This is a genomic window from Streptomyces tricolor, assembly GCF_002155905.1.
Classification (GTDB): domain Bacteria; phylum Actinomycetota; class Actinomycetes; order Streptomycetales; family Streptomycetaceae; genus Streptomyces; species Streptomyces tricolor.
Genome location: NZ_MUMF01000238.1, coordinates 1 through 20,109, shown reverse-complemented (window position 1 = coordinate 20,109; position 20,109 = coordinate 1). Strand labels below are relative to the sequence as shown.

The following is a 20,109-nucleotide window of genomic DNA, read 5'->3' as shown; positions in this document are numbered from 1 at the left end:
CCCTCCCCGCAGCCCCTTTCCCCGAGGAGAGTGCGCCATCAACGCGTCCAGCCCTCCCGCTGCCGTCGAACTGCGCGGCATCACCAAGCGTTTCCCCGGCGTCGTCGCCAACCGCGACATCGACATCACGGTCCGGACGGGCACCGTCCACGCCCTGTGCGGCGAGAACGGCGCCGGCAAGTCCACCCTGATGAAGATCCTCTACGGCATGCAGCAGCCGGACGAGGGCACCATCACCGTGGGTGGCGAACAGGTCGTCTTCCACAACCCCGGCGACGCCATCGCCCGCGGCATCGGCATGGTGCACCAGCACTTCATGCTCGCCGACAACCTCACCGTCCTGGAGAACGTCGTTCTCGGCGCGGAGAAGCTGTACGGCATCGGGGGCAAGGCACGCGCCAAGATCACGGAGATCTCCGACGCCTACGGCCTGGGCGTCCGCCCCGACGCCCTGGTGGAGGAACTCGGCGTCGCCGACCGCCAGCGCGTGGAGATCCTCAAGGTCCTCTACCGCGGCGCCAAGACCCTCATCCTGGACGAGCCCACCGCCGTCCTCGTGCCGCAGGAGGTCGACGCCCTCTTCGACAACCTGCGCGAACTCAAGGCCGAGGGCCTCACCGTCATCTTCATCTCGCACAAGCTGGGCGAGGTGCTCTCCGTCGCCGACGAGATCACCGTCATCCGGCGCGGCACCACCGTCGGCACCGCCGACCCGCGCAAGACCACCCCGAAGCAGCTCGCCGAGCTGATGGTCGGCAGCGAACTGCCCACCCCGGAGACCCAGGAGTCCACGGTCACGGACGTCCCGATGCTGACGGTGGACGGCCTGCACCTCACGCAGACCGACCTCGACGGCGTCGAGCGGATCATCCTGGACGAGATCAGCTTCACCATCCACAAGGGCGAGGTCCTCGGCATCGCCGGTGTGGAGGGCAACGGCCAGTCCGAGCTGGTCGAGGCGATCATGGGCATGCGCCACCCGGACGCCGGCGTCATCAGCCTCGACGGCACCGACATCTCCCACGCCCCGACCCGCCGGCGCCGCGAGTCCGGCATCGGCTACATCCCCGAGGACCGCCACCGCCACGGCCTGCTGCTGGAAGCACCGCTGTGGGAGAACCGCATCCTCGGCCACGTCACCGAGAAGCCCAACTCGCGCGGCGGACTGCTCGACCCCAAGGCGGCCCGCGCCGACACCCAGCGGATCGTCGAGGCCTACGACGTCCGCACCCCCGGCATCGACGTCACCGCCGCCTCGCTGTCCGGCGGCAACCAGCAGAAGCTGATCGTCGGCCGGGAGATGAGCCACAACCCCAAGCTGCTCATCGCGGCCCACCCCACCCGCGGTGTGGACGTCGGCGCGCAGGCGGCCATCTGGGACTACATCCGCGAGGCCCGCCGCGAGGGCCTGGCCGTGCTGCTGATCTCCGCCGACCTGGACGAGCTGATCGGGCTCTCCGACACCCTGCGGGTGATGTACCGCGGCCGACTGGTCGCCGACGCCGACCCCGCCACGATCACCCCCGAAGAGCTGGGCTCCGCCATGACGGGTGCGGCCACCGGCCACCTGGAGCACACAGAGGACGACGAGCGATGAACAAGCTGACCCAACGCATCGACAAGGAGCGGCTGCTCCTCGGCATCGCCGCGCCGCTGCTGGCGATCGTCGCCGCGCTCGTCGTCACCACCCTGGTGATCCTCGCGACCGGCAAGAACCCCGGCTACGCCTTCAACGACATGGTGACCTACGGCTTCGCCAGCGACAGCCAGGTCTACATCCTGAACAAGGCGACGACGTACTACCTCGCGGGCGTCGCGGTGGCCGTCGGCTTCCGCATGAACCTGTTCAACATCGGCGTCGACGGCCAGTACCGGCTCGCCGCGTTCATCGCCGCCGTCCTCGGCGGGGCGCTCACCGTGCCCGGCTGGCTCGCCATCCCGCTGATCATGATCTGCGCCATGGCGACCGGTGCCCTGTGGGCGGCCATCGCGGGCGTCCTCAAGGTGACCCGGGGCGTCAGCGAGGTCATCGCGACCATCATGCTGAACTCGATCGCCACCGCGATCATCGCCTACCTGCTCCAGCCCGGAAAGCTGGGCCAGCTCGACCAGGCCGGCACCCTCGTCTCCACCAAGCCGCTGCCCGCGTCCTCGCACTTCTTCAGCTTCGACACCGGCCCGGCCGGTGAGCTGTGGGGCTTCATCGTCATCGCCGCCCTCGTCGGCGTCGCGTACTGGTTCGTGCTCGGCCGCACCCGCTTCGGCTTCGACCTGCGCACCGTCGGCCAGTCCGAGAGCGCGGCCGGCGCCAGCGGTGTCTCGGTGAAGAAGATGGTCGCCACCAGCATGATCATCTCCGGCGCGGTGGCCGGTCTGATCGGCATGCCGACCCTGCTGAACGACAGCCACCAGTTCAGCAACGACTTCCCGGCCGGCATCGGCTTCACCGGCATCGCCATCGCGCTGCTCGGCCGCAACCACCCGATCGGCATCGCGCTCGGCGCCCTGCTCTGGGGCTTCCTGGAGCGCACCACCAACCACCTGGAATTCCAGGGCTACGACAAGGAAATCCTCGGCGTCATCCAGGGCGTCATCGTGCTGTGCGTCGTCATCGCCTACGAGGTCGTACGCCGGTACGGCATGAAGCGCCAGCAGCAGAAGGTCGGCGCCGAACTCGCCGCGCAGGCCGCCGCCGCGACGAAGAAGCAGGAGGTGGCGTGATGACTGCCACGATGACCGACGCGCCGCCGCCGGCGGCCCCCAAGGCGGCGGGCGCCCCCCAGCGCTCCGGCCGCTCCCTGGGCATGACGCTCATGATCGTCGCGGGTGCGCTGCTGCTGCTGTCCGCGGTCCGCATGATCACCGGCGCCCATCAGCTCGACTCCTCCGGCCAGGTCGGCGCCGCGCTCGGCCTCGCCGTGCCGATCGGCCTCGCCGGCCTGGCCGGCCTGTGGTCCGAGCGGGCCGGCGTGGTCAACATCGGCCTCGAAGGCATGATGATCCTCGGCACCTTCGGCGCCGGCTGGATCGGCTGGCAGTCCAGCCCCTGGCTCGGCCTGCTGTGCGGCGTCGGCTTCGGCGTCCTCGGCGGCCTGGTGCACGCCGTCGCCACCGTCACCTTCGGCGTCGACCACATCGTCTCCGGTGTCGCCGTCAACCTGCTCGCGCTCGGCGCCACCCAGTACCTCGCCAAGCTGTTCTTCGCCGAGGGCTCGGCCGCGGAGGCGGGCGGCAACCCCAAGCAGTCCCCGCCCGCGGAGTCGCTGCCGGACGTCACGATCCCCGGCCTCTCCGACGGCCTGACCTCCATCGAGAAGCACCACTGGTTCCTGGTCTCCGACCTCGCCGGCATCGTCGGCGGCCTGATCACCGACCTGTCCGTGGTGACGATCCTCGCCGTGCTGCTGTTCGTCGGCAGCTGGTGGCTGCTGTGGCGCACCCCGTTCGGGCTGCGGCTGCGCTCCTGCGGCGAGAACCCGATCGCCGCGGAGTCCCTCGGCGTCAACGTCTACCGGTACAAGTACGCGGCCGTGGCCGTCTCCGGCGGCCTCGCCGGTCTCGGTGGCGCCTTCCTGGCGCTGGTCACCTCGCACACCTACCTGGAGGGCCAGACCGGAGGCCGCGGCTACATCGGTCTCGCCGCCATGATCTTCGGCAACTGGCGTCCCGGCGGGCTGGCCATGGGCGCGGGCCTGTTCGGCTACTCCGACGCCCTCCAGCTGCGCAGCGGCGGTACGACGGTCCACGCCCTGCTCCTGGTGCTGGTCGTCCTGCTCGCGCTGCTGGCCGGCTGGAAGCTGTACAAGAAGGCCATGCTGCAGGGCGTGATCAGCGCCGTCATGGCCGTCCTGGTGCTGGTCTGGTACCTGTTCACCGACGAGGTCCCGAGCGACTTCGTGGGCGCCACCCCGTACGTCGTCACGCTGCTCGTGCTGTCGCTGTCCGCGCAGCGCCTGCGGATGCCGAAGGCGGACGGCATGCGGTACCGGAAGGGCCAGGGCAAGTGACCGGCGAAGCCGCCGCCTTCGACTGGGAGGCGCTGCGGGCCGAGGCACGGGAGGCCATGGCCCACGCCTACGCCCCCTACTCGGGCTACCCGGTCGGCGTGGCGGCCCGGGTCGACGACGGCCGCACGGTCACCGGCTGCAACGTGGAGAACGCCTCCTACGGCCTCGGCCTGTGCGCCGAGTGCGGCCTGGTCTCCCAGCTGCAGCGCACGGGCGGCGGCCGGCTGACGCACTTCACCTGCGTCGACGGCACCGGCGCCCTGCTGGTCCCGTGCGGTCGCTGCCGCCAGCTGCTCTACGAGTTCGGCGGTCCCGACCTGCTGCTGGACACCCCCGCGGGCGTCCTCCCGCTCTCCGAGATGCTGCCCCAGGCCTTCGGCCCGGACCATCTCACCCAGTAATCCCGTACGGCCCCCCTGCCCCGCTCGCAGGGGGGCCGCACCCTTCGCACCTCCCGGAAGGAACCACCCGCCATGGCCATGGACGCCATCTCCGTCATCCGCACCAAGCGGGACCGCGGCGAGCTGACCGACGAGCAGATCGACTGGGTCATCGACGCGTACACCCGGGGCGAGGTCGCCGACGAGCAGATGTCCGCGCTCGCCATGGCGATCCTGCTGAACGGCATGAACCGCCGCGAGATCGCCCGCTGGACCGCCGCCATGATCGCCTCCGGCGAGCGCATGGACTTCTCGTCGCTGTCCCGCCCCACGGCCGACAAGCACTCCACGGGCGGCGTCGGCGACAAGATCACCCTGCCCCTGGCCCCGCTGGTCGCGGCCTGCGGCGCGGCCGTCCCCCAGCTCTCCGGCCGCGGCCTCGGCCACACCGGCGGCACCCTGGACAAGCTGGAGTCCGTCCCCGGCTGGCGCGCCCTGCTCTCCAACGAGGAGATGCTGCACGTCCTGGACACCACGGGCGCGGTGATCTGCGCGGCGGGCGACGGCCTGGCCCCCGCGGACAAGAAGCTGTACGCGCTGCGGGACGTGACCGGCACGGTGGAGGCGATCCCGCTGATCGCCTCCTCGATCATGTCGAAGAAGATCGCCGAGGGCACGGGCTCGCTCGTCCTGGACGTCAAGGTGGGCACCGGCGCCTTCATGAAGACGATCGAGGACGCCCGCGAGCTGGCCTCCACGATGGTGGGCCTGGGCACCGACCACGGCGTGAAGACGGTCGCGCTGCTGACCGACATGTCCACCCCCCTCGGCCTCACCGCCGGCAACGCGCTGGAGGTCCGCGAGTCGGTGGAGGTCCTGGCGGGCGGCGGCCCGGCCGACGTCGTGGAGCTGACGATCGCCCTGGCCCGCGAGATGCTGGAGGCCGCCGGGATCAGGGACGCCGACCCGGCGAAGGCCCTGGCCGACGGCTCGGCGATGGACGTGTGGCGCCGGATGATCGCGGCGCAGGGCGGCGACCCGGACGCGGCGCTGCCCACCTCGAAGGAGCAGCACGTGGTGAAGGCGTCCGCCTCCGGCGTCCTCACCCGCCTCGACGCCTACGACATCGGCATCGCCGCCTGGCGCCTGGGCGCCGGCCGCGCCCGCAAGGAGGACCCGGTGCAGGCGGCGGCGGGCGTCGAGCTGCACGCCAAGCCGGGCGACACGGTGACCGAGGGCCAGCCCCTGCTGACCCTGCACACCGACACCCCCGAGCGTTTCGACTACGCGCTCCAGGCGGTGGAGGGCTCGTACGACATCGCGGCCCCCGGCACGGACTTCCAGGCCACGCCGGTGGTCCTGGAACGCATCGCCTGACCTGGGCTTTCCCTTTTCGGGTGAACGGGACCGGTGGACCTCCGCCGGTCCCGTTCGGCATGCTGGGATCGGTGACGCACCGATGGGAGACCGCCATGAGCGCACTCAGCGTCGAGCCCGAGTCCCCGGGGGGAACGGGCTGGGACGAGATCGTCCGTGTCTGGGAGGAGACGGACGCTCCCGAGGGCAGCAAGGTGGAGATCATCGAAGGGGTCGTCACCGTGTCGCCGCCGCCATCCGAAGAGCACAACGACACCGCGGAGCTGCTTCACGAACGCTTGTACGGCGCGAGGCCTTCTGGCTGCGACTGGGGCATTTATCAGACGCTCGGGCTCACGTGCCCGGAGACGGGTAGCTTGTTCGTTCCCGACCTATGCGTGGTGCCGAGGGCTGCCTTGCGCCGTGGCAGGCGCGTGTACGCCGGCGAGGCCGAACTGGTCGTCGAGGTCACGTCCCGGAGCAACGCGAACCACGATCGCATCAAGAAGGCCCACGGATACGCCGTGGCGGGTGTGCCGCTCTACCTTCTCCTGGACGCATGGCAGTCGGGGCGCCCGACCGCGACGCTCTACGGGGAACCACATAGCGGCACCTACCGAGTCCTGGCCTCGGTGGAGTACGGCGAGGAGCTGACGCTGCCCGCACCGTTCAAGCTCGTCCTCGACACCGGCATTTTCCCGCTCAGCTGACCTCTTGCTCAGCCCAGCACCGCCGCCACCCCCACCAGCACCGGCACCGAGACCACCGTCGACAGCAGGACCGACTCGCGGGCCAGGGACTCCGCCACGCGGTAGCGGCTGGCGTAGGTGAAGAGGTTCTGGGCGCCGGGGAGGGCCGCGGTCACCACCACGCCCAGCAGGGCGGGGCCGTGCAGGCCGAAGACGGCCTTCGCCAGGATCCAGGCCACCAGCGGCTGGCCCAGCGACTTCAGGGCGACGGACAGCAGGACCAGCCGGCTGTCCGGTCCCCGGCCGGGAACCGGGTTGCCGTGCAGGGACATGCCGAACGCCAGCAGCGCCGCCGGGACGGACATGTCACCGATCACGGTCAGGGGGTTCATGAGCGGACCGGGCAGCGGCCGGCCCGCCGCCGACACCACCACCCCGGCCAGCGACCCGACGGCGATCGGATTCCGCAGCGGGGTCAGCAGCCGCCGCCACACCGTCCCCCTCCCGCCCGCGCCGGACAGGTCCAGCACCGTGAGCGCGACCGGCGTCACCAGCACGACCTGGAAGAGCAGTACCGGCGCCACCAGGGACGCGTCGCCCAGCACATACGCGGCGATCGGGATACCGAGGTTGCCCGAGTTGACGTAACCGGAGCACAGCGCACCGATCGTCGTACGGCCCACCCCCCACCGCCGTACCACGCCGGCCGCCACGAACACCGCGCCCACCGCCGCCGTGCTCAGCGCCGTCACCAGCAGCCGGCTGGAGAAGACCACCGAGAGGTCGGCACGCGCCAGGGTGGTGAACAGCAGCGCCGGCCCGGCCAGCGTGAAGGCGAGCCGGGTCAGCACCTCGCCGCCCTGCTCGCCGAGCGTCCCCCGCCGCCCGAGCACATAGCCCACCCCGACGACGACCGCGATCACCGCGAACCCGCTCAGCACCCCCGCCACAGGGCCCACCCTGCGGGGCGGGCGGGAAACCGGTCAATGTGATCTCCGCCGAGCGGGCAGGGGAAGGCCCGCCGGGGCGCGATGAGTTCCGCGCGCCCCGCCGGTCTACCGCACGTGGATGCCGAGAACCCCGCCGTGCTCGTGCTGCCCGGGCCCGTGCGAAGTGACGAGGTCCCCGGGCTGTGCGACGAGGTGCGGGCACTGGTGGAGGGAAGTGGGGCCCGGGTGGTCGTGTGTGACGTGGGCGGGCTCGGGCCGCCGGGGCTGGCGGCCGTCGATCTGCTCGCCCGGCTGGAGCTGGCCGCCCGCCGGGCCGGCGGGCGGATCCGGCTGCGGGACCCCGACCCCGCGCTACCCGCCCTGCTCGACCTCGTCGGACTCCGCTTCCAGATGGAGGGGCAGGCCGAAGAGCGGGAACCACCGCTGGGTGTCGAGGAAGCAGTGGAAACCGGTGATCCGGCCGTCTGAGATCTCCAGCACCTGCACCGCCCAGGGGCTGAACCCGCCCTTCTCCGGGTCCGGCTTGTAGTGCGCGAAGCCCGGCAGGCCGTTGGCCTGGACCGGCAGCAGACGGGACCCGGCGCAGGAGGCACCGATGGTGGTCATGAAGCCGGTGATGTCGGCGGTGCCGCGCAGCCACAGGTCGAACGGCGGCATCGTCATGATGGCGTCCTCGTGCAGCAGCGCCGTCAGCGCCGTCATGTCGTAGCCCTCGAACGCCTTGACGTACCGCTCCAGCAGCTTCTGCTGCTCCTCGTCGAGCGGGTCGGACACCGCCCCCTCGGCGCCCGCGTCCCCGCGCTCGGCGAGCGTGGCCCGGGCCCGCTGCAAGGCGCTGTTCACCGAGGCGACCGTGGTGCCCAGCAGCTCGGCCACCTCGCTCGCCTTCCACGCGAGCACCTCGCGCAGGATCAGCACCGCCCGCTGCTTGGGCGGCAGCTGCTGGAGGGCCGCCATGAAGGCGAGCCGGATCGACTCCTTGGCGACCGCCGCCTCCGCCGGGTCCGTCACGGCCGGCAGCACGCGCGCGTCCGGCATCGGCTCCAGCCAGGTGCTGTCCGGGCGCGGGGAGAGCGCGGCCTGGGCGAGCGGCGTCGAGTCCGTCAGGTCCATCGGCCGCGCCCGCTTGTTGCCCGCCGTCAGCATGTCCAGGCACACGTTCGTCGCGATCCGGTACAGCCACGAGCGCAGGCTGGAACGGCCCTCGAACGTGCCGTAACTCCGCCAGGCCCGCACCAGGGTGTCCTGCACCGCGTCCTCGGCCTCGAAGGAGGAGCCGAGCATCCGGTAGCAGTACCCGGTCAGCTCGGTCCGGTGCTTCTCCAGTGCGACGTCGAGATCCGGCGTCGCCGTGCTGTTGCCCATCGTCCACCCACCCCTGTGGCCATCCCTGTGGCGCGCCTTCGCACCTCAGCACCTCGGAAGCTACCGCAGGGGACTGACAATGGCGTGCCGAGTACGAAAACGTGCAGGTGAGCGGGTGGAGCGCCGGCTGACTCGGGTGGTGCGCTTCAGCGGGCGTTCGTCACCAGCGAGCCCCCGGCCGCCGCCCTGGCCGCCCTGGACCCGAGGACGGTGATCGCGACGACGCCGAGCACCGCGAGCAGGCCCACGCCGACCGTGCCGGTCCAGCCGCCCGCGTGGAAGGCCAGCGCGCCCGCCGTGCTGCCGACGCTGGAACCGATGTAGTACGCGGACTGGTACAGCGCCGACGCCTGGGCCCGGCCGTGCGTGGCCGTCTTGCTCACCGCCGACGACGCCACCGCGTGCCCGGCGAAGAAGCCCGCCGTGATCAGCACCAGACCCAGCAGGACCAGCGGCAGGGAGGCGGTCAGGGACAGCAGCAGCCCCGCCGCCGTCGTACCGCCCGCCAGGTACAGCGCGCCCCGGCGGCCCAACCGGCCCACCAGCCGCCCCGCCGTGGACGCGGACACCGTCCCCACCAGGTAGACCAGGAAGATCGAGCCCACGATGCCCTGCGGCAGCCCGAACGGGGCCTCCGTCAGCCGGTACCCGATCACCGTGTAGACCCCGCCGAACACCGTCATGAACAGCGCGCCGATCGCGTACAGGCGGCGCAGCAGCGGGTCGGAGAGGTGACCGCGGACGGTGCCGAGCAGCACCCGCGGGCGCAGCGAACCCGCCGTGAAGTGCTTCGGGGCCGGCAGCAGCAGCCGGAACGCCACCGCGCACCCGACCGCGACCGCGCCGATCACGCCCACCGAGACCCGCCAGCCCCACTCCTGCGCGACCCAGCCGGTGATCACCCGGCCGCTCATGCCGCCGACGCTGTTGCCGGCCACGAACAGTCCGATCGCCGTGACCAGCGCCTTCGGCCGTACCTCCTCGGCCAGGTACGCGGTCGCCGAGGCCGGCAGCCCGGCCAGCGCGGCGCCCTGCACCCCGCGCAGCACGACCAGCGCGCCGAGCGACGGAGCGAAGGGCACCAGCATGCCGACCGTGACGGCGACGGCCAGCGAGGCCGTCATCACCGTACGGCGCCCGAAGCGCTCCGACAGGGCGCTCATCGGCAGGACGAACAGGGCCAGTCCGCCGGTGGCCGCCGCCACGGTCCAGCTCGCCTCGCTCGCCGCGACCCCGAACTCCCCGGAGATCAGCGGCAGCAGGGCCTGGGTGGAGTAGAGGAGGGCGAAGGTCGCGACTCCGGCGAGGAAGAGGGCGAGGCTCATCCGGCGGTAGCCGGGGCCGCCCGGGGTCATCCGGGTGTCGGGGTCGGAAGCAGGGACGGTCGAGACGGCGCCCACGCTGGTGGGCGCCCCGGTACTGGCGGGAGACATGCCTCGACCGTACGGACGATCTCGCTCATGCGTCCAATGCATGGAATCGCCATAATCGTTCCCATGGTGCATCAGCAGAGGTCACAGCCGCGGCTGTCACCGTCCGGTGACACAGAAGACATGGCGCTGTTGCTCGCGCCCCGCCTCGCCTACTTCGCCGGCGTGGCCCGCACGGAGCATGTCACGCGCGCCGCGCAGGAGATGAACGTCCCTCAGTCCACGCTGTCCCGCGCGATGGTCCGCCTGGAGCAGGATTTGGGCGTCGACCTGTTCGCCCGGCACGGCCGCACCGTCTCCCTGACCACCGCGGGCCGCACCTTCCTCGCCTCCGTCGAACGGGCCCTCGCCGAGGTGGAGCGCGCCGCCGAGGAGGTCCGCGCGGACGCCGACCCGGCCACCGGCAAGGTCGCCTTCGGCTTCCTGCACACCATGGGCGCCGAGACCGTGCCCGGCCTGCTGCACGCCTTCCGCGCCGACCATCCGCGCATCCGCTTCAGCCTGGTCCAGAACTACGGCGAGGCGATGCTGGAGCGGCTCCGGGCCGGCGAGCTGGACCTCTGCCTGACCTCGCCCGTCCCCGACGCCCCCGACCTGGTCGCCCGCCGCCTGGACGAGCAGAAACTCCGCCTGGTCGTCCCCGCCGACCACCGCCTGGCGGCCCGCCGCCGCATCCGCCTGGCCGAGGCCGCCGAGGAAACCTTCGTCACCCTGGAGCCCGGCTACGGCCTGCGCCGCATCACCGACGCCCTGTGCCGCGAGGCCGGTTTCAAGCCCCGCGTCGCCTTCGAGGGCGAGGAGGCGGAAACCCTGCGCGGCCTGGTGGCGGCGGGCCTCGGCGTGGCCCTCCTGCCACCCCCCACGGTGCCGCGCCCGGGCGTGGTGGAACTGACGGTCACGGCCCCCCGAGCGGTCCGCGAGATCGGCGTGGCCTGGCTGGCCGACCGCCCGGACACCCCGCCGGTGGCCGCCTTCAAGAAGTTCCTGCTGTCGAGAAGGGGCAATCTGCTGCCTGCCTGAGGCGGGTGGCGCCACCGCCGGTCACGGAGGAGGTGGCCGGTGTCCTCCCGGTGCCCCGGCGTCGGCGCTCATGCGACGGCGTAGTGCCCGAGGGCCGGTTCCAGGAGGCCGAAGGCGTCGGCGGCCTCGTCCGCGACGACTGCGGCGATCTCGTCGTTCGCGCGGCCGGCCAGGGTCAGTTCCTGGATGCGGTGGAACAGGACGCGGTGCACCGCCGCGAGGAGGGCTGCGGCGGTGCGCACGGTGACGTCCCCGGGGGAGGAGCCGGTGGCCTCGGCGAGGGCGGCGGCGAGTGCTCCCTCGCGCCGGTCGTGCAGCGTGCGCAGGCAGGCCGAGAGCGTCGGGCTCTCGTGGATCATCCGGGAGAAGTCCGGGCCGGCGAAGCCGATGACCGGGTCCTGGGCGGCGACGCCGGCCTCGAAGGTGCGGCGCAGCGCCCCGAGGGCGGACTCCCCGGCGGCACGGGCGGCCACCGCCTCGGCCAGGCTCGCCACGAACGCGTCCTGGTGGTCGAGGGCCATGTCCTCCTTGCGCGGGAAGTAGTTGGTCACCGTCTTCTTGGCGACGCGGGCGGCGGCGGCGATCTCCGCGATGGTCGTCGACTCGAAGCCCTGCGCCATGAAGAGGCGGGTGGCGTGGTCGGAGATCAGCTGCCGGGTCTCGCGCTTCTTGGACTCGCGCAGTCCTGTGCTCTCTAGGCTCATGGACCAATCTTACCCTCGTAGTAAATTTATGTTGACCTCCCTGATATCCCTGTCCTAATGTTACGTCCGACGTAAGTTTCAGGTGCTCGCTCCTCCGCCCCTCCGCCCCGAACCGAAGGAACCGCATGCAGATCACCGCCTCCACCGTCTCCCTCACCGTCGACGACGTGGCCGCGTCCCGCTCCTTCTTCACCACCCATCTCGGCTACGAGGAGCGCATGGCCGCCGACGGCTTCTCCTCGCTGAGCCGTCCCGACGCCGCGGCCGACATCGTCCTGTTGCGCCGCGGCATGGAGATCCTGCCGAGCGAGCAGCGCGATCAGCGCGCCGGCGGGCTCATCCTCGCGTTCACCCTCGACCGGGGCATCGAGCGCGAAGAGGACAGGCTCCGGGCCGAGGGGGTCGAGATCACCATGCCGCTGCGTGAGGAGCCGTGGGGCGAGCGCCTCTTCCAGATCACCGACCCCAACGGGGTGGTCGTCCAGTTCGTGGAGTGGGCCTCCCCCGCGGCGTGACCCCCGGCACCGCAGACAAGAAGGCCGCTCCGCGAAGGGAATCCATGCGCAAGCTCGTGTACTACGTCGCCTCCACCCTCGACGGCTTCATCGCCGGGCCGGACGGCTCGGACCCCACCGGCCCCGACGGCTTCTGGCCGATCGCGCCGGACTACATCCGGCGACTGGCCGCCATGTATCCCGAGACGCTGCCCGCCGGGGCCCGCGAGGCGCTGGGCGTAACGGCCGAGGGCACCCATTTCGACACCGTCCTGGAGGGCCGCAAGAGCTACGAGATCGGCCTGGCGGCCGGTGTCCCGGACGCCTATCCGCACCTGCGTCACCTCGTCTTCTCCCGCACGCTCACGCAGGTGCCCGCTCCAGCCGTGGAACTCGTCGCCGGCGATCCCGTGGCCAAGGTCCGTGCACTCAAGCGCGAGGACGGCAAGGACATCTGGCTGCTCGGCGGAGCGGAACTGGCGGGCGCTCTCTACCCGGAGATCGACCGGCTGATCGTCAAGCTCGCTCCCCTCACCCTCGGCGACGGCATACCGCTGTTCTCCCGCAAAGCGGCCTTCGACCCCCGCCTCTGGCAGCTCACCGACCACACCGCGGTGGAGAGCGGCGCTCTCTTCCTCACCTACCAGCGCGCGCCCGACACCGCGGCGCGAGGCTGAGGCACCCGCCGGACTCCCCGCCCCCTACCGCTTCAACGACCTGCCGAACCCCGCGGCCAACGGCATCCGGAGGCCGATCGGCGGCGGGGCGGCCAGCGCGTCCTCGACCGGGCGGGAGACGGAGTGCCCGAACAGCGCGCCCATCACGAAATCCACCGTCAGGCACAGCACTTCCTCCCGGTGCCCGTGCAACCCGTGCCGGTCGGAATGCACTTCGAACCGGCACACCTCCCGGTTCACCTTCTTCGCCCGCGCCGCGAACCGGAACGACAGCTCGGGGTCGGTCCGTTCGTCGTTCGTGCCGTGCGCGATCAGCACCCGGCGCCCCACCAGCTGCTTCACCGGCTCGGCCGGCGCCGCGACGTCCTCCTCCGGCAGCCAGGGCGCCAGCGCCACCACGGAGTTGACGGCCTCGTGGCCGCCGGCCCGGAGCGCCGCGCGTCCGCCCATGTCCACGCCGACCAGGCACACGGGGACGTCCCCGTAGCGTCGTACGATCTCGTCGGCGGCCCACTCGGCGTCCGCCGCCGGATGCGCCTCGCTGCCGTTCCAGCCGCGGTAGCGGTAGTGGACGGGGTGCACGGCCAGGCCCTCGGCGCGGCCCGCGCGCCCGAGCGCGCGGCCCAGGGAGCGGATCAGGGTCATCACCCGGACGGGGGACGGCCGGCGGGCGGAGACCTCCTCCCCGCCGGGGAGCAGCAGCACCGCTCCGCTCACCGACGTCGGCGCCGGGCCGACTGCCTTTCCCAGCCTGGCCGTTCGCACCGGCGTCGCTTGCTGTCCCATGACAGAACAGTGTCAGAAGGCGCGGTGTACGAAACCCGTCCGTGGGGTCACCGTTGCGTATCGACGGAAAAGTGCCGGAAAACAGCTGCTGCGCACACCGGGACCTCTACGCGCGTAGGCGTTAGAGTGCGGAAATGACGAGCCAGATCGCACCCGCCGGGAACGCCCCCACCGCGGACCAGATCCGCCGGGCGCCCAAGGTACTGCTGCACGATCACCTCGACGGCGGACTCCGCCCGGGCACCGTCGTCGACCTCGCCCGGGAGACCGGCTACACCGGACTTCCCGAGACCGATCCGGACAAGCTGGGGATCTGGTTCCAGGAGGCCGCCGACTCCGGCTCGCTGGAGCGGTATCTGGAGACCTTCCGGCACACCGTGGGCGTGCTCCAGACCCGGCAGGCCCTGGTCCGGGTCGCCCGGGAGTGCGCCGAGGACCTGGCCGAGGACGGGGTCGTCTACGCCGAGGTGCGGTACGCGCCCGAGCAGCACCTCGACGGGGGGCTGAGCCTGGAGGACGTGGTCGAGGCCGTCAACGAGGGCTTCCGGCAGGGCGAGCGGCTGGCCCGGGAGAACGGCAGGCGGATCCGGGTCGGCGCCCTGCTGACCGCCATGCGGCACGCGGCCCGCTCCCTGGAGATCGCCGAACTCGCCAACCGCTACCGGGACGCGGGCGTGGTCGGCTTCGACATCGCGGGCGCCGAGGCCGGCTACCCGCCCACCCGGCACCTGGACGCCTTCGAGTACCTCAAGCGCGAGAACAACCACTTCACCATCCACGCCGGCGAGGCGTTCGGGCTGCCGTCCATCTGGCAGGCGCTCCAGTGGTGCGGCGCCGACCGGCTCGGCCACGGGGTGCGGATCATCGACGACATCGAGGTCCGCGAGGACGGCTCCGTCAAGCTCGGCCGGCTCGCCTCCTACGTGCGGGACAAGCGGATCCCGCTGGAGCTGTGCCCCAGCTCCAACCTGCAGACGGGGGCCGCGCCCTCCTACGCCGAGCACCCCATCGGGCTGCTGCGCCGGCTGCACTTCCGGGCCACCGTGAACACGGACAACCGGCTGATGTCGCACACCACCATGAGCCAGGAATTCGAGCATCTCGTCGAGGCGTTCGGGTACACGCTCGACGACCTCCAGTGGTTCTCCGTCAATGCGATGAAATCAGCGTTCATTCCTTTCGATGAACGACTTGCGATGATCAATGACGTGATCAAGCCCGGATATGCCGAGCTGAAATCCGAATGGCTGTTCCGGCAGGCCGCGTCTACCAGCGGATCTGCCGGTTCCGGGGAATAGTCGCCGAGGGTTTCCCGGCCCGGAATGCGGACGCACTTTCACAAGGTGTCCGCATTTCGGTGTTTGCGGCGGGAGGTCCGGGATGTTTACGGTCGTGGACCGCTCAGATCGTTTGTGATCTCCCGTCTCCGCATGCAAGGACGCATTCACCATGAAGCAGTCTGCTGCCAAGACCCTCGGTGTCGCCGCCCTCGGCGCCGCTTTCGCCGCCGCCGGCGCGGGCGTGGCGAGCGCGGCCCCGGCCAGCCCGGACGCCGGCCAGACGCTGGACACCGTCACCAGGACGCTGCCGCCCGAGCAGGTCATCGAGGCGCTGCCGGACAGCGGCGCGGTGAAGACGCTCAAGCCGGTGGCCAAGCGCGGTGTCGCCGCGGCCATGCCGGCCGTCCGCAAGGGGGCGTCCGCCGCGCAGCCCATGGTCGAGAGCGTCGTCGCCGAAGGCCCGACCAAGCCGGTCTCCGGCCTGCTCGGCGGACTGCCGCTGAAGGGCCTGCCCACCCACGGCGTGCCGATCAACGGGATCCCGGTCGGCTGAGCCCGGCTTCCGTACGACGCGCGGGGCGCTCCGGTACGTCCGGACGCGCCCCCGCGGCATGCGCGGGCGCGGCTCACCAGGCCGTACGGGCCTTGTCCTCGGACGGCAGCAGCAGCCACAGCGCTATGTAGAGCAGGAACTGCGGTCCCGGCAGCAGGCAGGACACCAGGAAGATCACCCGCATCGTCGTGGCCGAGGTGCCGAAGCGGCGGGCCAGTCCGGCGCAGACGCCGCCGATCATGCGGCCGTGGGTGGGGCGGGCGAGGGCGGTCATGTCGGCTCCTCCGTGGTCGTCGGCTCGCTCCCGAGCCGGTGGCGATCCCCGGTGGGACCGCTCAACTGTCTTCCACGGTACGGAGACGAACGGGACGAAGCATCACTCTACGGGGCGATCCCGACCCTGGGAATCGTCGGGGTACGCCCCTGAGACAGCTCCTCCTGGACGGTGACGGCCGGCCCGGCCGCGCCGGGTTCCCGCGCGTCCCGGCGCCGCAGCCAGACCCGGCCCGCCGGTACGACGGCCAGGTGGGCCAGGACGACACCGGCCGTGTTCAGCAGCAGCGAGTCGACGTCCACGACCCGGCCCGGCACGCCGGTCTGGAGCAGGGCGATGCCGAGCGAGATCAGGGCGCCGGCCGCGGCCGTACGGAACAGGGAGGCGAGCGGGGAGACGGTGAGCCTGCCGTGCGCCATCGGCAGCAGCACGCCCAGCGGCGCGAGCAGCGCGAGCCCCTCGCCGAGCGGTCTGGCGGCACCCGGCCAGCCGAGCGCCAGATCGGCCCGGATGCCGGCCAGGGGCCGCAGATTCGGGGGCATCACCCAGGGGACGTCCAGGGGGCGCAGCATCAGCCAGGCGACGAGGGCCAGGTGTGCGACGAGGAGGACACCCCCTGTCACACGGATGCGGATCGCGGCGCTGCCGCCGCCGATGGAGCCTTGACGCTGCACGACCCCCTAGACGCGGGGGCGGGGGCGATTGGTTCCGCCATGGAAGTTTCTCGCCGGGCACCCTGCACCGATGCCGGCCTCGCGGGATTTCGCTTGCCCGCGGCGGCGGGCCCCCGAAGGGGCGCGGGGAACTGCGCGGCCGGCCCCCACCGGGCCGCGGCCGGCACACGGCCCGCGGCGCAACGGCGGGATCCCGCCGGGCAGGCCCTAGGCGCCCGTCACCTCCGTGGACGGTGGCTGGGTGCTGCCCGGGTGGTCGCGCAGGTCGTCCGTGCACTCGTAGCGGCGGAGGGGAGCGGTGTCGGGGCCGCCCAGGATGACCGAGCCGTCGTCCTCCGTCGCCGCCGAGTCGGACAGGGTGCACACCAGCTGGGCCAGGGCGTAGGAGGTGAGGCGCGCGGGCGGCGTGCTCAGCCGGAGCGTGTCCTCGGGGTCCTTCGGGCGGGGCCCGCTCACCCCGAGACCGCCCGGCACGTACGTCGTATAGCCGGCGGAGCGCTCCGCGGCGGACGGCGACTTGGCGAGCTGGTCCAGCAGCCCCTGTGCCACTATCACCCGGCGCCGGGCGTCCGGGGTGCCCTCCGGGACCCGGACGGTCCGGTCGACGGCCACCAGGGACGCCCCGCACAGCAGGAAGACCTGCACCGGCAGCCCGTGCGCGGACTGCGCGGACGCGTCGGGCCCGGCCAGCGAGCACGGCACCCGGGACGGGGCCGGCCCGAAGTCGGTCGGCACCTCCGTGGCCCGGATGCCGCAGCCGGTGAGCAGCGCGCCCAGGAGGGGCAGCGCCAGCAGCCGTCGTACGGTCATGACCCCTCCTTTCCTGGCTTCCCCGGCTTTCCCGAGCCGTCCCGGCCGGTCTTGGTGTCCTTGGCGTCCCCGTCGTCCTCCTCGGTCAGCCGCGAGGCGTCCCGGGGCAGCCGGAGCGTGAACACCGCGCCGCCCTCCGGGGAGTTGGCCGCGGTGATCTCGCCGCCGTGGATGTGGGCGTTCTCCAGGGCGATCGAGAGGCCGAGGCCGCTGCCCTCCGACCTCGGCCGGGAGGCGCTCGCCTTGTAGAAGCGGTCGAAGACGTGCGGGAGGACGTCCTCCGGGATGCCCGGGCCGTGGTCGCGGACCTGGATCACCACCTCCGCGCCCTCCGCGCCCTCCTCGTCCGTCTCCCGGACCGACACCCGCACCGGCGAGCCACCGTGCTTGAGCGCGTTGCCGATCAGGTTGGCGAGGATGACGTCCAGGCGGCGCGGGTCGAGGCGGGCGTGGATGCCGCGCTCGGCGTCCAGCTCGACCGCGTCCAGCCAGGCGCGGGCGTCGATGCAGGCGGTGATCTGGTCGGCGATGTCGACGTCGTCCAGGACCAGCCGGGCGGTGCCCGCGTCGAAGCGGGTGACCTCCATCAGATTCTCGACCAGGTCGTTCAGCCGCCGGGTCTCGCTGACCACCAGCCGGACGGCCGGCTCGATCATCGGGTCCATGCTCCCGGTCTCCGCCTCCAGCTCCTCCTCCAGCACCTCCGTGACGGCGGTGATGGCGGTGAGCGGCGTACGGAGTTCATGGCTCATGTCGGCGACGAACCGGCGGGACGCCTCGTCCCGCGCGGCCATCTCCGCGACCCGCTGCTCCAGCGCCTCGGCCGCGTTGTTGAACGTCCGGGACAGATCGGCGAGTTCGTCGGTGCCGGAGACCCGCAGCCGGGTGTCCAGCCTGCCCTCGCCGAGCCGTCGCGCGGCCACGCCGAGCCGGTGCACCGGCTTCAGCACGGTCGTGGCGGCGGCCTGCGCGAGCAGCGCGGCACCGATCAGCGCGAGCCCGGTGGCGATGCCCAGCGACCAGGCCAGCGAGTTGAGGTCCTTGGCCTCCGGTTCCAGGGACTTCGCCATGTAGCCCGTCGGACCGCCGCCGATGACGCGCGTACCGGCGACCAGGTACGGCGTGCCGTGGTCCGTGACCCGCTGCCAGTACAGGTGGTACGGCTCCTTGTTGGAGTCGGTCACCTTCTGCCGCTTGTTCACGGCCGCGCGCAGCGACTCGGGCACGTCCTCCAGCGCGAAGCCGTTGATCCCGCCCGAGTTGCCGTACACCGTCTTGCCGCCGGCGTCCTCGGCGACCAGCAGCACGCTGAAGCGCTGGCTGCTGGCGGCCATCTGGCCGGCGGCGCGCTGCAACTGGTCCTGCGTCGGATGCTCCGGCAGCGCGCCGGCGCGGTTCTGCATCTCCTGCCGGAAGTCGCGCAGCACCGCGTCCTGGGCGCGGGTGAGCACCGCCTCCCGGTTGAGCCAGTAGGCGATGCCCGACGCCGACACCGCGGCGGTGAGCGCGACCAGACCGAAGACCAGCACCAGACGCAGCCGCAGGCTGGTGAACCTGAGCCGCGACAGACTTCCCTTGCGCCCCGCGGCCCAGCCGCGCAGCCGCCCTTGCTCGTCGGTCACTGAGGGGCGTCCAGGCGGTAGCCGACACCACGGACGGTACGGATCAGCGTCGGGGACGACGGGACGTCCTCGACCTTGGCGCGCAGCCGCTGCACACACGCGTCGACCAGGCGCGAGTCACCGAGATAGTCGTGCTCCCACACCAGCCGCAGCAGCTGCTGCCGGGACAGCGCCTGACCGGGCCGCCGGCTCAGCTCCAGCAGCAGCCGCAGCTCGGTCGGGGTCAGCTGGAGGTCCTCGCCGTTCTTCGTGACGGTCATCGCGGACCGGTCGATGACGAGGTTGCCGAAGGTCGCCGAGTCGCTGGACTCGCGCTCGCCGCGCCGCAGCACGGCCCGGATCCGGGCGTCCAGCACCCGGCCCTGCACCGGCTTGACGACATAGTCGTCGGCCCCCGACTCCAGTCCGACCACGACGTCGATGTCGTCGCTGCGCGCGGTCAGCAGGATGATCGGCAGCTGGTCCGTGCGCCGGATGCGCCGGCACACCTCGAACCCGTCGATGCCGGGCAGCATCACGTCCAGCACGATCAGGTCCGGCCGCTGCTCGCGCAGCAGCTTCAGACCGTCCTCGCCGCTGGCAGCGGTGGCCACCCGGTGCCCCTGGCGCGTCAGGGAGAGCTCCAGGGCCGTACGGATGGCGTCGTCGTCCTCGATCAGCAACAGGGAAGGCACGGGCTCATTCTGGCCCATGGACGGGGTGTCGTACGACCTGCCGGCGCCACGCCTTCCGCAGCGCCACGTCCTGTGCGCGCCGTGTGACCTCGCCGGGCGGGGCCCCTGTGACAGGTCTGTGACAGTCGGCAGACACGGCCATGAAGTGGCCCCGGCAGTCTTTTGGTCACGGGCCGGACGGGGGAGCGAGCCGGCCCGGGCAAGACCGAGTCACCGGAAGTCCACGACGGGGAGCGCGAGATGAACACGCTGCACAGCATCAGCACCAGCGCAGTGGTCACGCGTCTGCACGACGTGCACCGGGGATCCGAGAAGTCCGGTGCCGTGAGCGGGCGGGGGTGCGCTCGCGGCACCGGACGTCAGC

22 protein-coding genes and 1 pseudogene are annotated in these 20,109 nt (G+C 72.0%); 13 read left to right on the top strand and 10 right to left on the bottom strand.

The window, feature by feature from the left end; translation table 11 throughout:
• The first annotated feature begins 37 nt into the window (after window positions 1–37).
• The 6 genes from CCN44_RS17860 to CCN44_RS17835 all read left to right on the top strand — a co-directional run bounded on the left by CCN44_RS17860 (window position 38) and on the right by CCN44_RS17835 (window position 6,453).
• Window positions 38–1,597 (top strand): ABC transporter ATP-binding protein, encoded by a 1,560-nt coding sequence (locus tag CCN44_RS17860; RefSeq protein ID WP_086698215.1) that lies wholly within the window; start codon window positions 38–40, stop codon window positions 1,595–1,597.
• Window positions 1,594–2,721, top strand: a complete 1,128-nt coding sequence (locus CCN44_RS17855) for an ABC transporter permease (protein ID WP_059252262.1) — start codon at window positions 1,594–1,596, stop codon at window positions 2,719–2,721. The genes CCN44_RS17860 and CCN44_RS17855 overlap by 4 nt, the downstream gene beginning before the upstream one ends.
• Window positions 2,721–4,007, top strand: a complete 1,287-nt coding sequence (locus tag CCN44_RS17850; RefSeq protein ID WP_059252263.1) for an ABC transporter permease — start codon at window positions 2,721–2,723, stop codon at window positions 4,005–4,007. The genes CCN44_RS17855 and CCN44_RS17850 overlap by 1 nt, the downstream gene beginning before the upstream one ends.
• The gene (locus tag CCN44_RS17845) at window positions 4,004–4,408 is read left to right on the top strand and encodes a cytidine deaminase (RefSeq protein ID WP_059252264.1); all 405 of its coding nucleotides are present in this window, start codon (window positions 4,004–4,006) and stop codon (window positions 4,406–4,408) included. Before CCN44_RS17850 ends, CCN44_RS17845 begins: the two co-directional genes overlap by 4 nt.
• A 72-nt stretch (window positions 4,409–4,480) precedes the next feature.
• Window positions 4,481–5,764: a thymidine phosphorylase gene (locus CCN44_RS17840; protein WP_086698212.1), complete on the top strand. Its 1,284-nt coding sequence runs from the start codon at window positions 4,481–4,483 to the stop codon at window positions 5,762–5,764.
• Window positions 5,765–5,859: 95 nt separating this feature from the next.
• On the top strand, window positions 5,860–6,453 hold the full coding sequence (locus tag CCN44_RS17835) for a Uma2 family endonuclease (RefSeq protein WP_086698214.1): 594 nt from the start codon (window positions 5,860–5,862) through the stop codon (window positions 6,451–6,453).
• Window positions 6,454–6,461: 8 nt separating this feature from the next.
• On the opposite strand, the gene CCN44_RS17830 is transcribed toward CCN44_RS17835, so the two are convergent.
• Window positions 6,462–7,382, bottom strand: coding sequence for an AEC family transporter (locus CCN44_RS17830; RefSeq protein ID WP_086698211.1), 921 nt, complete (start codon window positions 7,380–7,382; stop codon window positions 6,462–6,464).
• Between the two features lie 81 nt (window positions 7,383–7,463).
• Here CCN44_RS17830 and CCN44_RS17825 point away from each other — a divergent pair, with 81 nt between their 5' ends.
• Entirely contained in the window at window positions 7,464–7,850 is a 387-nt protein-coding gene (locus tag CCN44_RS17825; RefSeq protein WP_143649830.1) for an STAS domain-containing protein, read from the top strand.
• On the opposite strand, the gene CCN44_RS17820 is transcribed toward CCN44_RS17825, so the two are convergent.
• Entirely contained in the window at window positions 7,734–8,747 is a 1,014-nt protein-coding gene (locus tag CCN44_RS17820; RefSeq protein ID WP_086698210.1) for a sigma-70 family RNA polymerase sigma factor, read from the bottom strand. The two genes, CCN44_RS17825 and CCN44_RS17820, sit on opposite strands and share 117 nt — an antisense overlap.
• A gap of 146 nt (window positions 8,748–8,893) precedes the next feature.
• Window positions 8,894–10,180, bottom strand: coding sequence for an MFS transporter (locus tag CCN44_RS17815; RefSeq protein ID WP_059252269.1), 1,287 nt, complete (start codon window positions 10,178–10,180; stop codon window positions 8,894–8,896).
• A gap of 63 nt (window positions 10,181–10,243) precedes the next feature.
• Here CCN44_RS17815 and CCN44_RS17810 point away from each other — a divergent pair, with 63 nt between their 5' ends.
• The gene (locus tag CCN44_RS17810) at window positions 10,244–11,197 is read left to right on the top strand and encodes a LysR family transcriptional regulator (RefSeq protein ID WP_086698209.1); all 954 of its coding nucleotides are present in this window, start codon (window positions 10,244–10,246) and stop codon (window positions 11,195–11,197) included.
• A gap of 68 nt (window positions 11,198–11,265) precedes the next feature.
• Here CCN44_RS17810 and CCN44_RS17805 read toward each other — a convergent pair whose 3' ends face one another.
• Window positions 11,266–11,901: a TetR/AcrR family transcriptional regulator gene (locus tag CCN44_RS17805; protein ID WP_059252271.1), complete on the bottom strand. Its 636-nt coding sequence runs from the start codon at window positions 11,899–11,901 to the stop codon at window positions 11,266–11,268.
• A 125-nt stretch (window positions 11,902–12,026) separates the two neighbouring features.
• Here CCN44_RS17805 and CCN44_RS17800 point away from each other — a divergent pair, with 125 nt between their 5' ends.
• Together CCN44_RS17800 and CCN44_RS17795 are read left to right on the top strand one after the other, a co-directional pair.
• Window positions 12,027–12,416: a VOC family protein gene (locus tag CCN44_RS17800; RefSeq protein WP_059252272.1), complete on the top strand. Its 390-nt coding sequence runs from the start codon at window positions 12,027–12,029 to the stop codon at window positions 12,414–12,416.
• A 44-nt stretch (window positions 12,417–12,460) separates the two neighbouring features.
• Window positions 12,461–13,072, top strand: coding sequence for a dihydrofolate reductase family protein (locus tag CCN44_RS17795; RefSeq protein ID WP_086698208.1), 612 nt, complete (start codon window positions 12,461–12,463; stop codon window positions 13,070–13,072).
• A 24-nt stretch (window positions 13,073–13,096) separates the two neighbouring features.
• On the opposite strand, the gene CCN44_RS17790 is transcribed toward CCN44_RS17795, so the two are convergent.
• Window positions 13,097–13,858, bottom strand: a complete 762-nt coding sequence (locus tag CCN44_RS17790) for a dienelactone hydrolase family protein (RefSeq protein WP_167404000.1) — start codon at window positions 13,856–13,858, stop codon at window positions 13,097–13,099.
• Between the two features lie 134 nt (window positions 13,859–13,992).
• Between CCN44_RS17790 and CCN44_RS17785 the strand changes: the two genes are divergently transcribed.
• Both CCN44_RS17785 and CCN44_RS17780 read left to right on the top strand, forming a co-directional pair.
• Complete coding sequence (locus tag CCN44_RS17785; protein ID WP_086698207.1) at window positions 13,993–15,156, top strand: adenosine deaminase; 1,164 nt, start codon at window positions 13,993–13,995, stop codon at window positions 15,154–15,156.
• A 151-nt stretch (window positions 15,157–15,307) separates the two neighbouring features.
• Window positions 15,308–15,691 carry a hypothetical protein gene (locus CCN44_RS17780; protein ID WP_059252276.1) on the top strand — a complete coding sequence of 128 codons (384 nt, stop codon included), beginning with the start codon at window positions 15,308–15,310 and terminating at the stop codon, window positions 15,689–15,691.
• Window positions 15,692–15,764: 73 nt separating this feature from the next.
• Here the strand turns inward: CCN44_RS17780 and CCN44_RS17775 are convergent, their stop codons facing one another.
• The 5 genes from CCN44_RS17775 to afsQ1 form a co-directional block, all read right to left on the bottom strand.
• Window positions 15,765–15,965, bottom strand: a complete 201-nt coding sequence (locus CCN44_RS17775; RefSeq protein WP_030641519.1) for a PspC domain-containing protein — start codon at window positions 15,963–15,965, stop codon at window positions 15,765–15,767.
• A gap of 107 nt (window positions 15,966–16,072) precedes the next feature.
• Window positions 16,073–16,639, bottom strand: a complete 567-nt coding sequence (locus CCN44_RS17770) for a VanZ family protein (RefSeq protein ID WP_059252277.1) — start codon at window positions 16,637–16,639, stop codon at window positions 16,073–16,075.
• A gap of 207 nt (window positions 16,640–16,846) precedes the next feature.
• On the bottom strand, window positions 16,847–17,449 hold the full coding sequence (locus CCN44_RS17765; RefSeq protein ID WP_086698206.1) for a hypothetical protein: 603 nt from the start codon (window positions 17,447–17,449) through the stop codon (window positions 16,847–16,849).
• On the bottom strand, window positions 17,446–19,071 hold the full coding sequence (locus tag CCN44_RS17760) for a sensor histidine kinase (protein WP_167403999.1): 1,626 nt from the start codon (window positions 19,069–19,071) through the stop codon (window positions 17,446–17,448). Before CCN44_RS17760 ends, CCN44_RS17765 begins: the two co-directional genes overlap by 4 nt.
• Window positions 19,068–19,745 carry a two-component system response regulator AfsQ1 gene (afsQ1, locus tag CCN44_RS17755; protein WP_106980762.1) on the bottom strand — a complete coding sequence of 226 codons (678 nt, stop codon included), beginning with the start codon at window positions 19,743–19,745 and terminating at the stop codon, window positions 19,068–19,070. The genes CCN44_RS17760 and afsQ1 overlap by 4 nt, the downstream gene beginning before the upstream one ends.
• A gap of 240 nt (window positions 19,746–19,985) precedes the next feature.
• Here afsQ1 and CCN44_RS46275 point away from each other — a divergent pair.
• Window positions 19,986–20,109, top strand: a pseudogene (locus CCN44_RS46275) (SigE family RNA polymerase sigma factor); the annotation flags it as partial.

Excerpts from the sequence above, each read along its gene's own strand:
- CCN44_RS17840 (WP_086698212.1), top strand. The coding sequence starts at position 4,481 with ATGGCCATGGACGCCATCTCCGTCATCCGCACCAAGCGGGACCGCGGC.
- CCN44_RS17810 (WP_086698209.1), top strand. The coding sequence starts at position 10,244 with ATGGTGCATCAGCAGAGGTCACAGCCGCGGCTGTCACCGTCCGGTGAC.
- CCN44_RS17800 (WP_059252272.1), top strand. The coding sequence starts at position 12,027 with ATGCAGATCACCGCCTCCACCGTCTCCCTCACCGTCGACGACGTGGCC.
- CCN44_RS17790 (WP_167404000.1), bottom strand. The coding sequence starts at position 13,858 with ATGGGACAGCAAGCGACGCCGGTGCGAACGGCCAGGCTGGGAAAGGCA.
- CCN44_RS17855 (WP_059252262.1), top strand. The coding sequence starts at position 1,594 with ATGAACAAGCTGACCCAACGCATCGACAAGGAGCGGCTGCTCCTCGGC.
- CCN44_RS17765 (WP_086698206.1), bottom strand. The coding sequence starts at position 17,449 with ATGACCGTACGACGGCTGCTGGCGCTGCCCCTCCTGGGCGCGCTGCTC.
- CCN44_RS17815 (WP_059252269.1), bottom strand. The coding sequence starts at position 10,180 with ATGTCTCCCGCCAGTACCGGGGCGCCCACCAGCGTGGGCGCCGTCTCG.
- CCN44_RS17780 (WP_059252276.1), top strand. The coding sequence starts at position 15,308 with ATGAAGCAGTCTGCTGCCAAGACCCTCGGTGTCGCCGCCCTCGGCGCC.
- CCN44_RS17775 (WP_030641519.1), bottom strand. The coding sequence starts at position 15,965 with ATGACCGCCCTCGCCCGCCCCACCCACGGCCGCATGATCGGCGGCGTC.
- CCN44_RS17825 (WP_143649830.1), top strand. The coding sequence starts at position 7,464 with ATGAGTTCCGCGCGCCCCGCCGGTCTACCGCACGTGGATGCCGAGAAC.
- CCN44_RS17795 (WP_086698208.1), top strand. The coding sequence starts at position 12,461 with ATGCGCAAGCTCGTGTACTACGTCGCCTCCACCCTCGACGGCTTCATC.
- CCN44_RS17820 (WP_086698210.1), bottom strand. The coding sequence starts at position 8,747 with ATGGGCAACAGCACGGCGACGCCGGATCTCGACGTCGCACTGGAGAAG.
- CCN44_RS17785 (WP_086698207.1), top strand. The coding sequence starts at position 13,993 with ATGACGAGCCAGATCGCACCCGCCGGGAACGCCCCCACCGCGGACCAG.
- CCN44_RS17805 (WP_059252271.1), bottom strand. The coding sequence starts at position 11,901 with ATGAGCCTAGAGAGCACAGGACTGCGCGAGTCCAAGAAGCGCGAGACC.
- CCN44_RS17850 (WP_059252263.1), top strand. The coding sequence starts at position 2,721 with ATGACTGCCACGATGACCGACGCGCCGCCGCCGGCGGCCCCCAAGGCG.
- CCN44_RS17835 (WP_086698214.1), top strand. The coding sequence starts at position 5,860 with ATGAGCGCACTCAGCGTCGAGCCCGAGTCCCCGGGGGGAACGGGCTGG.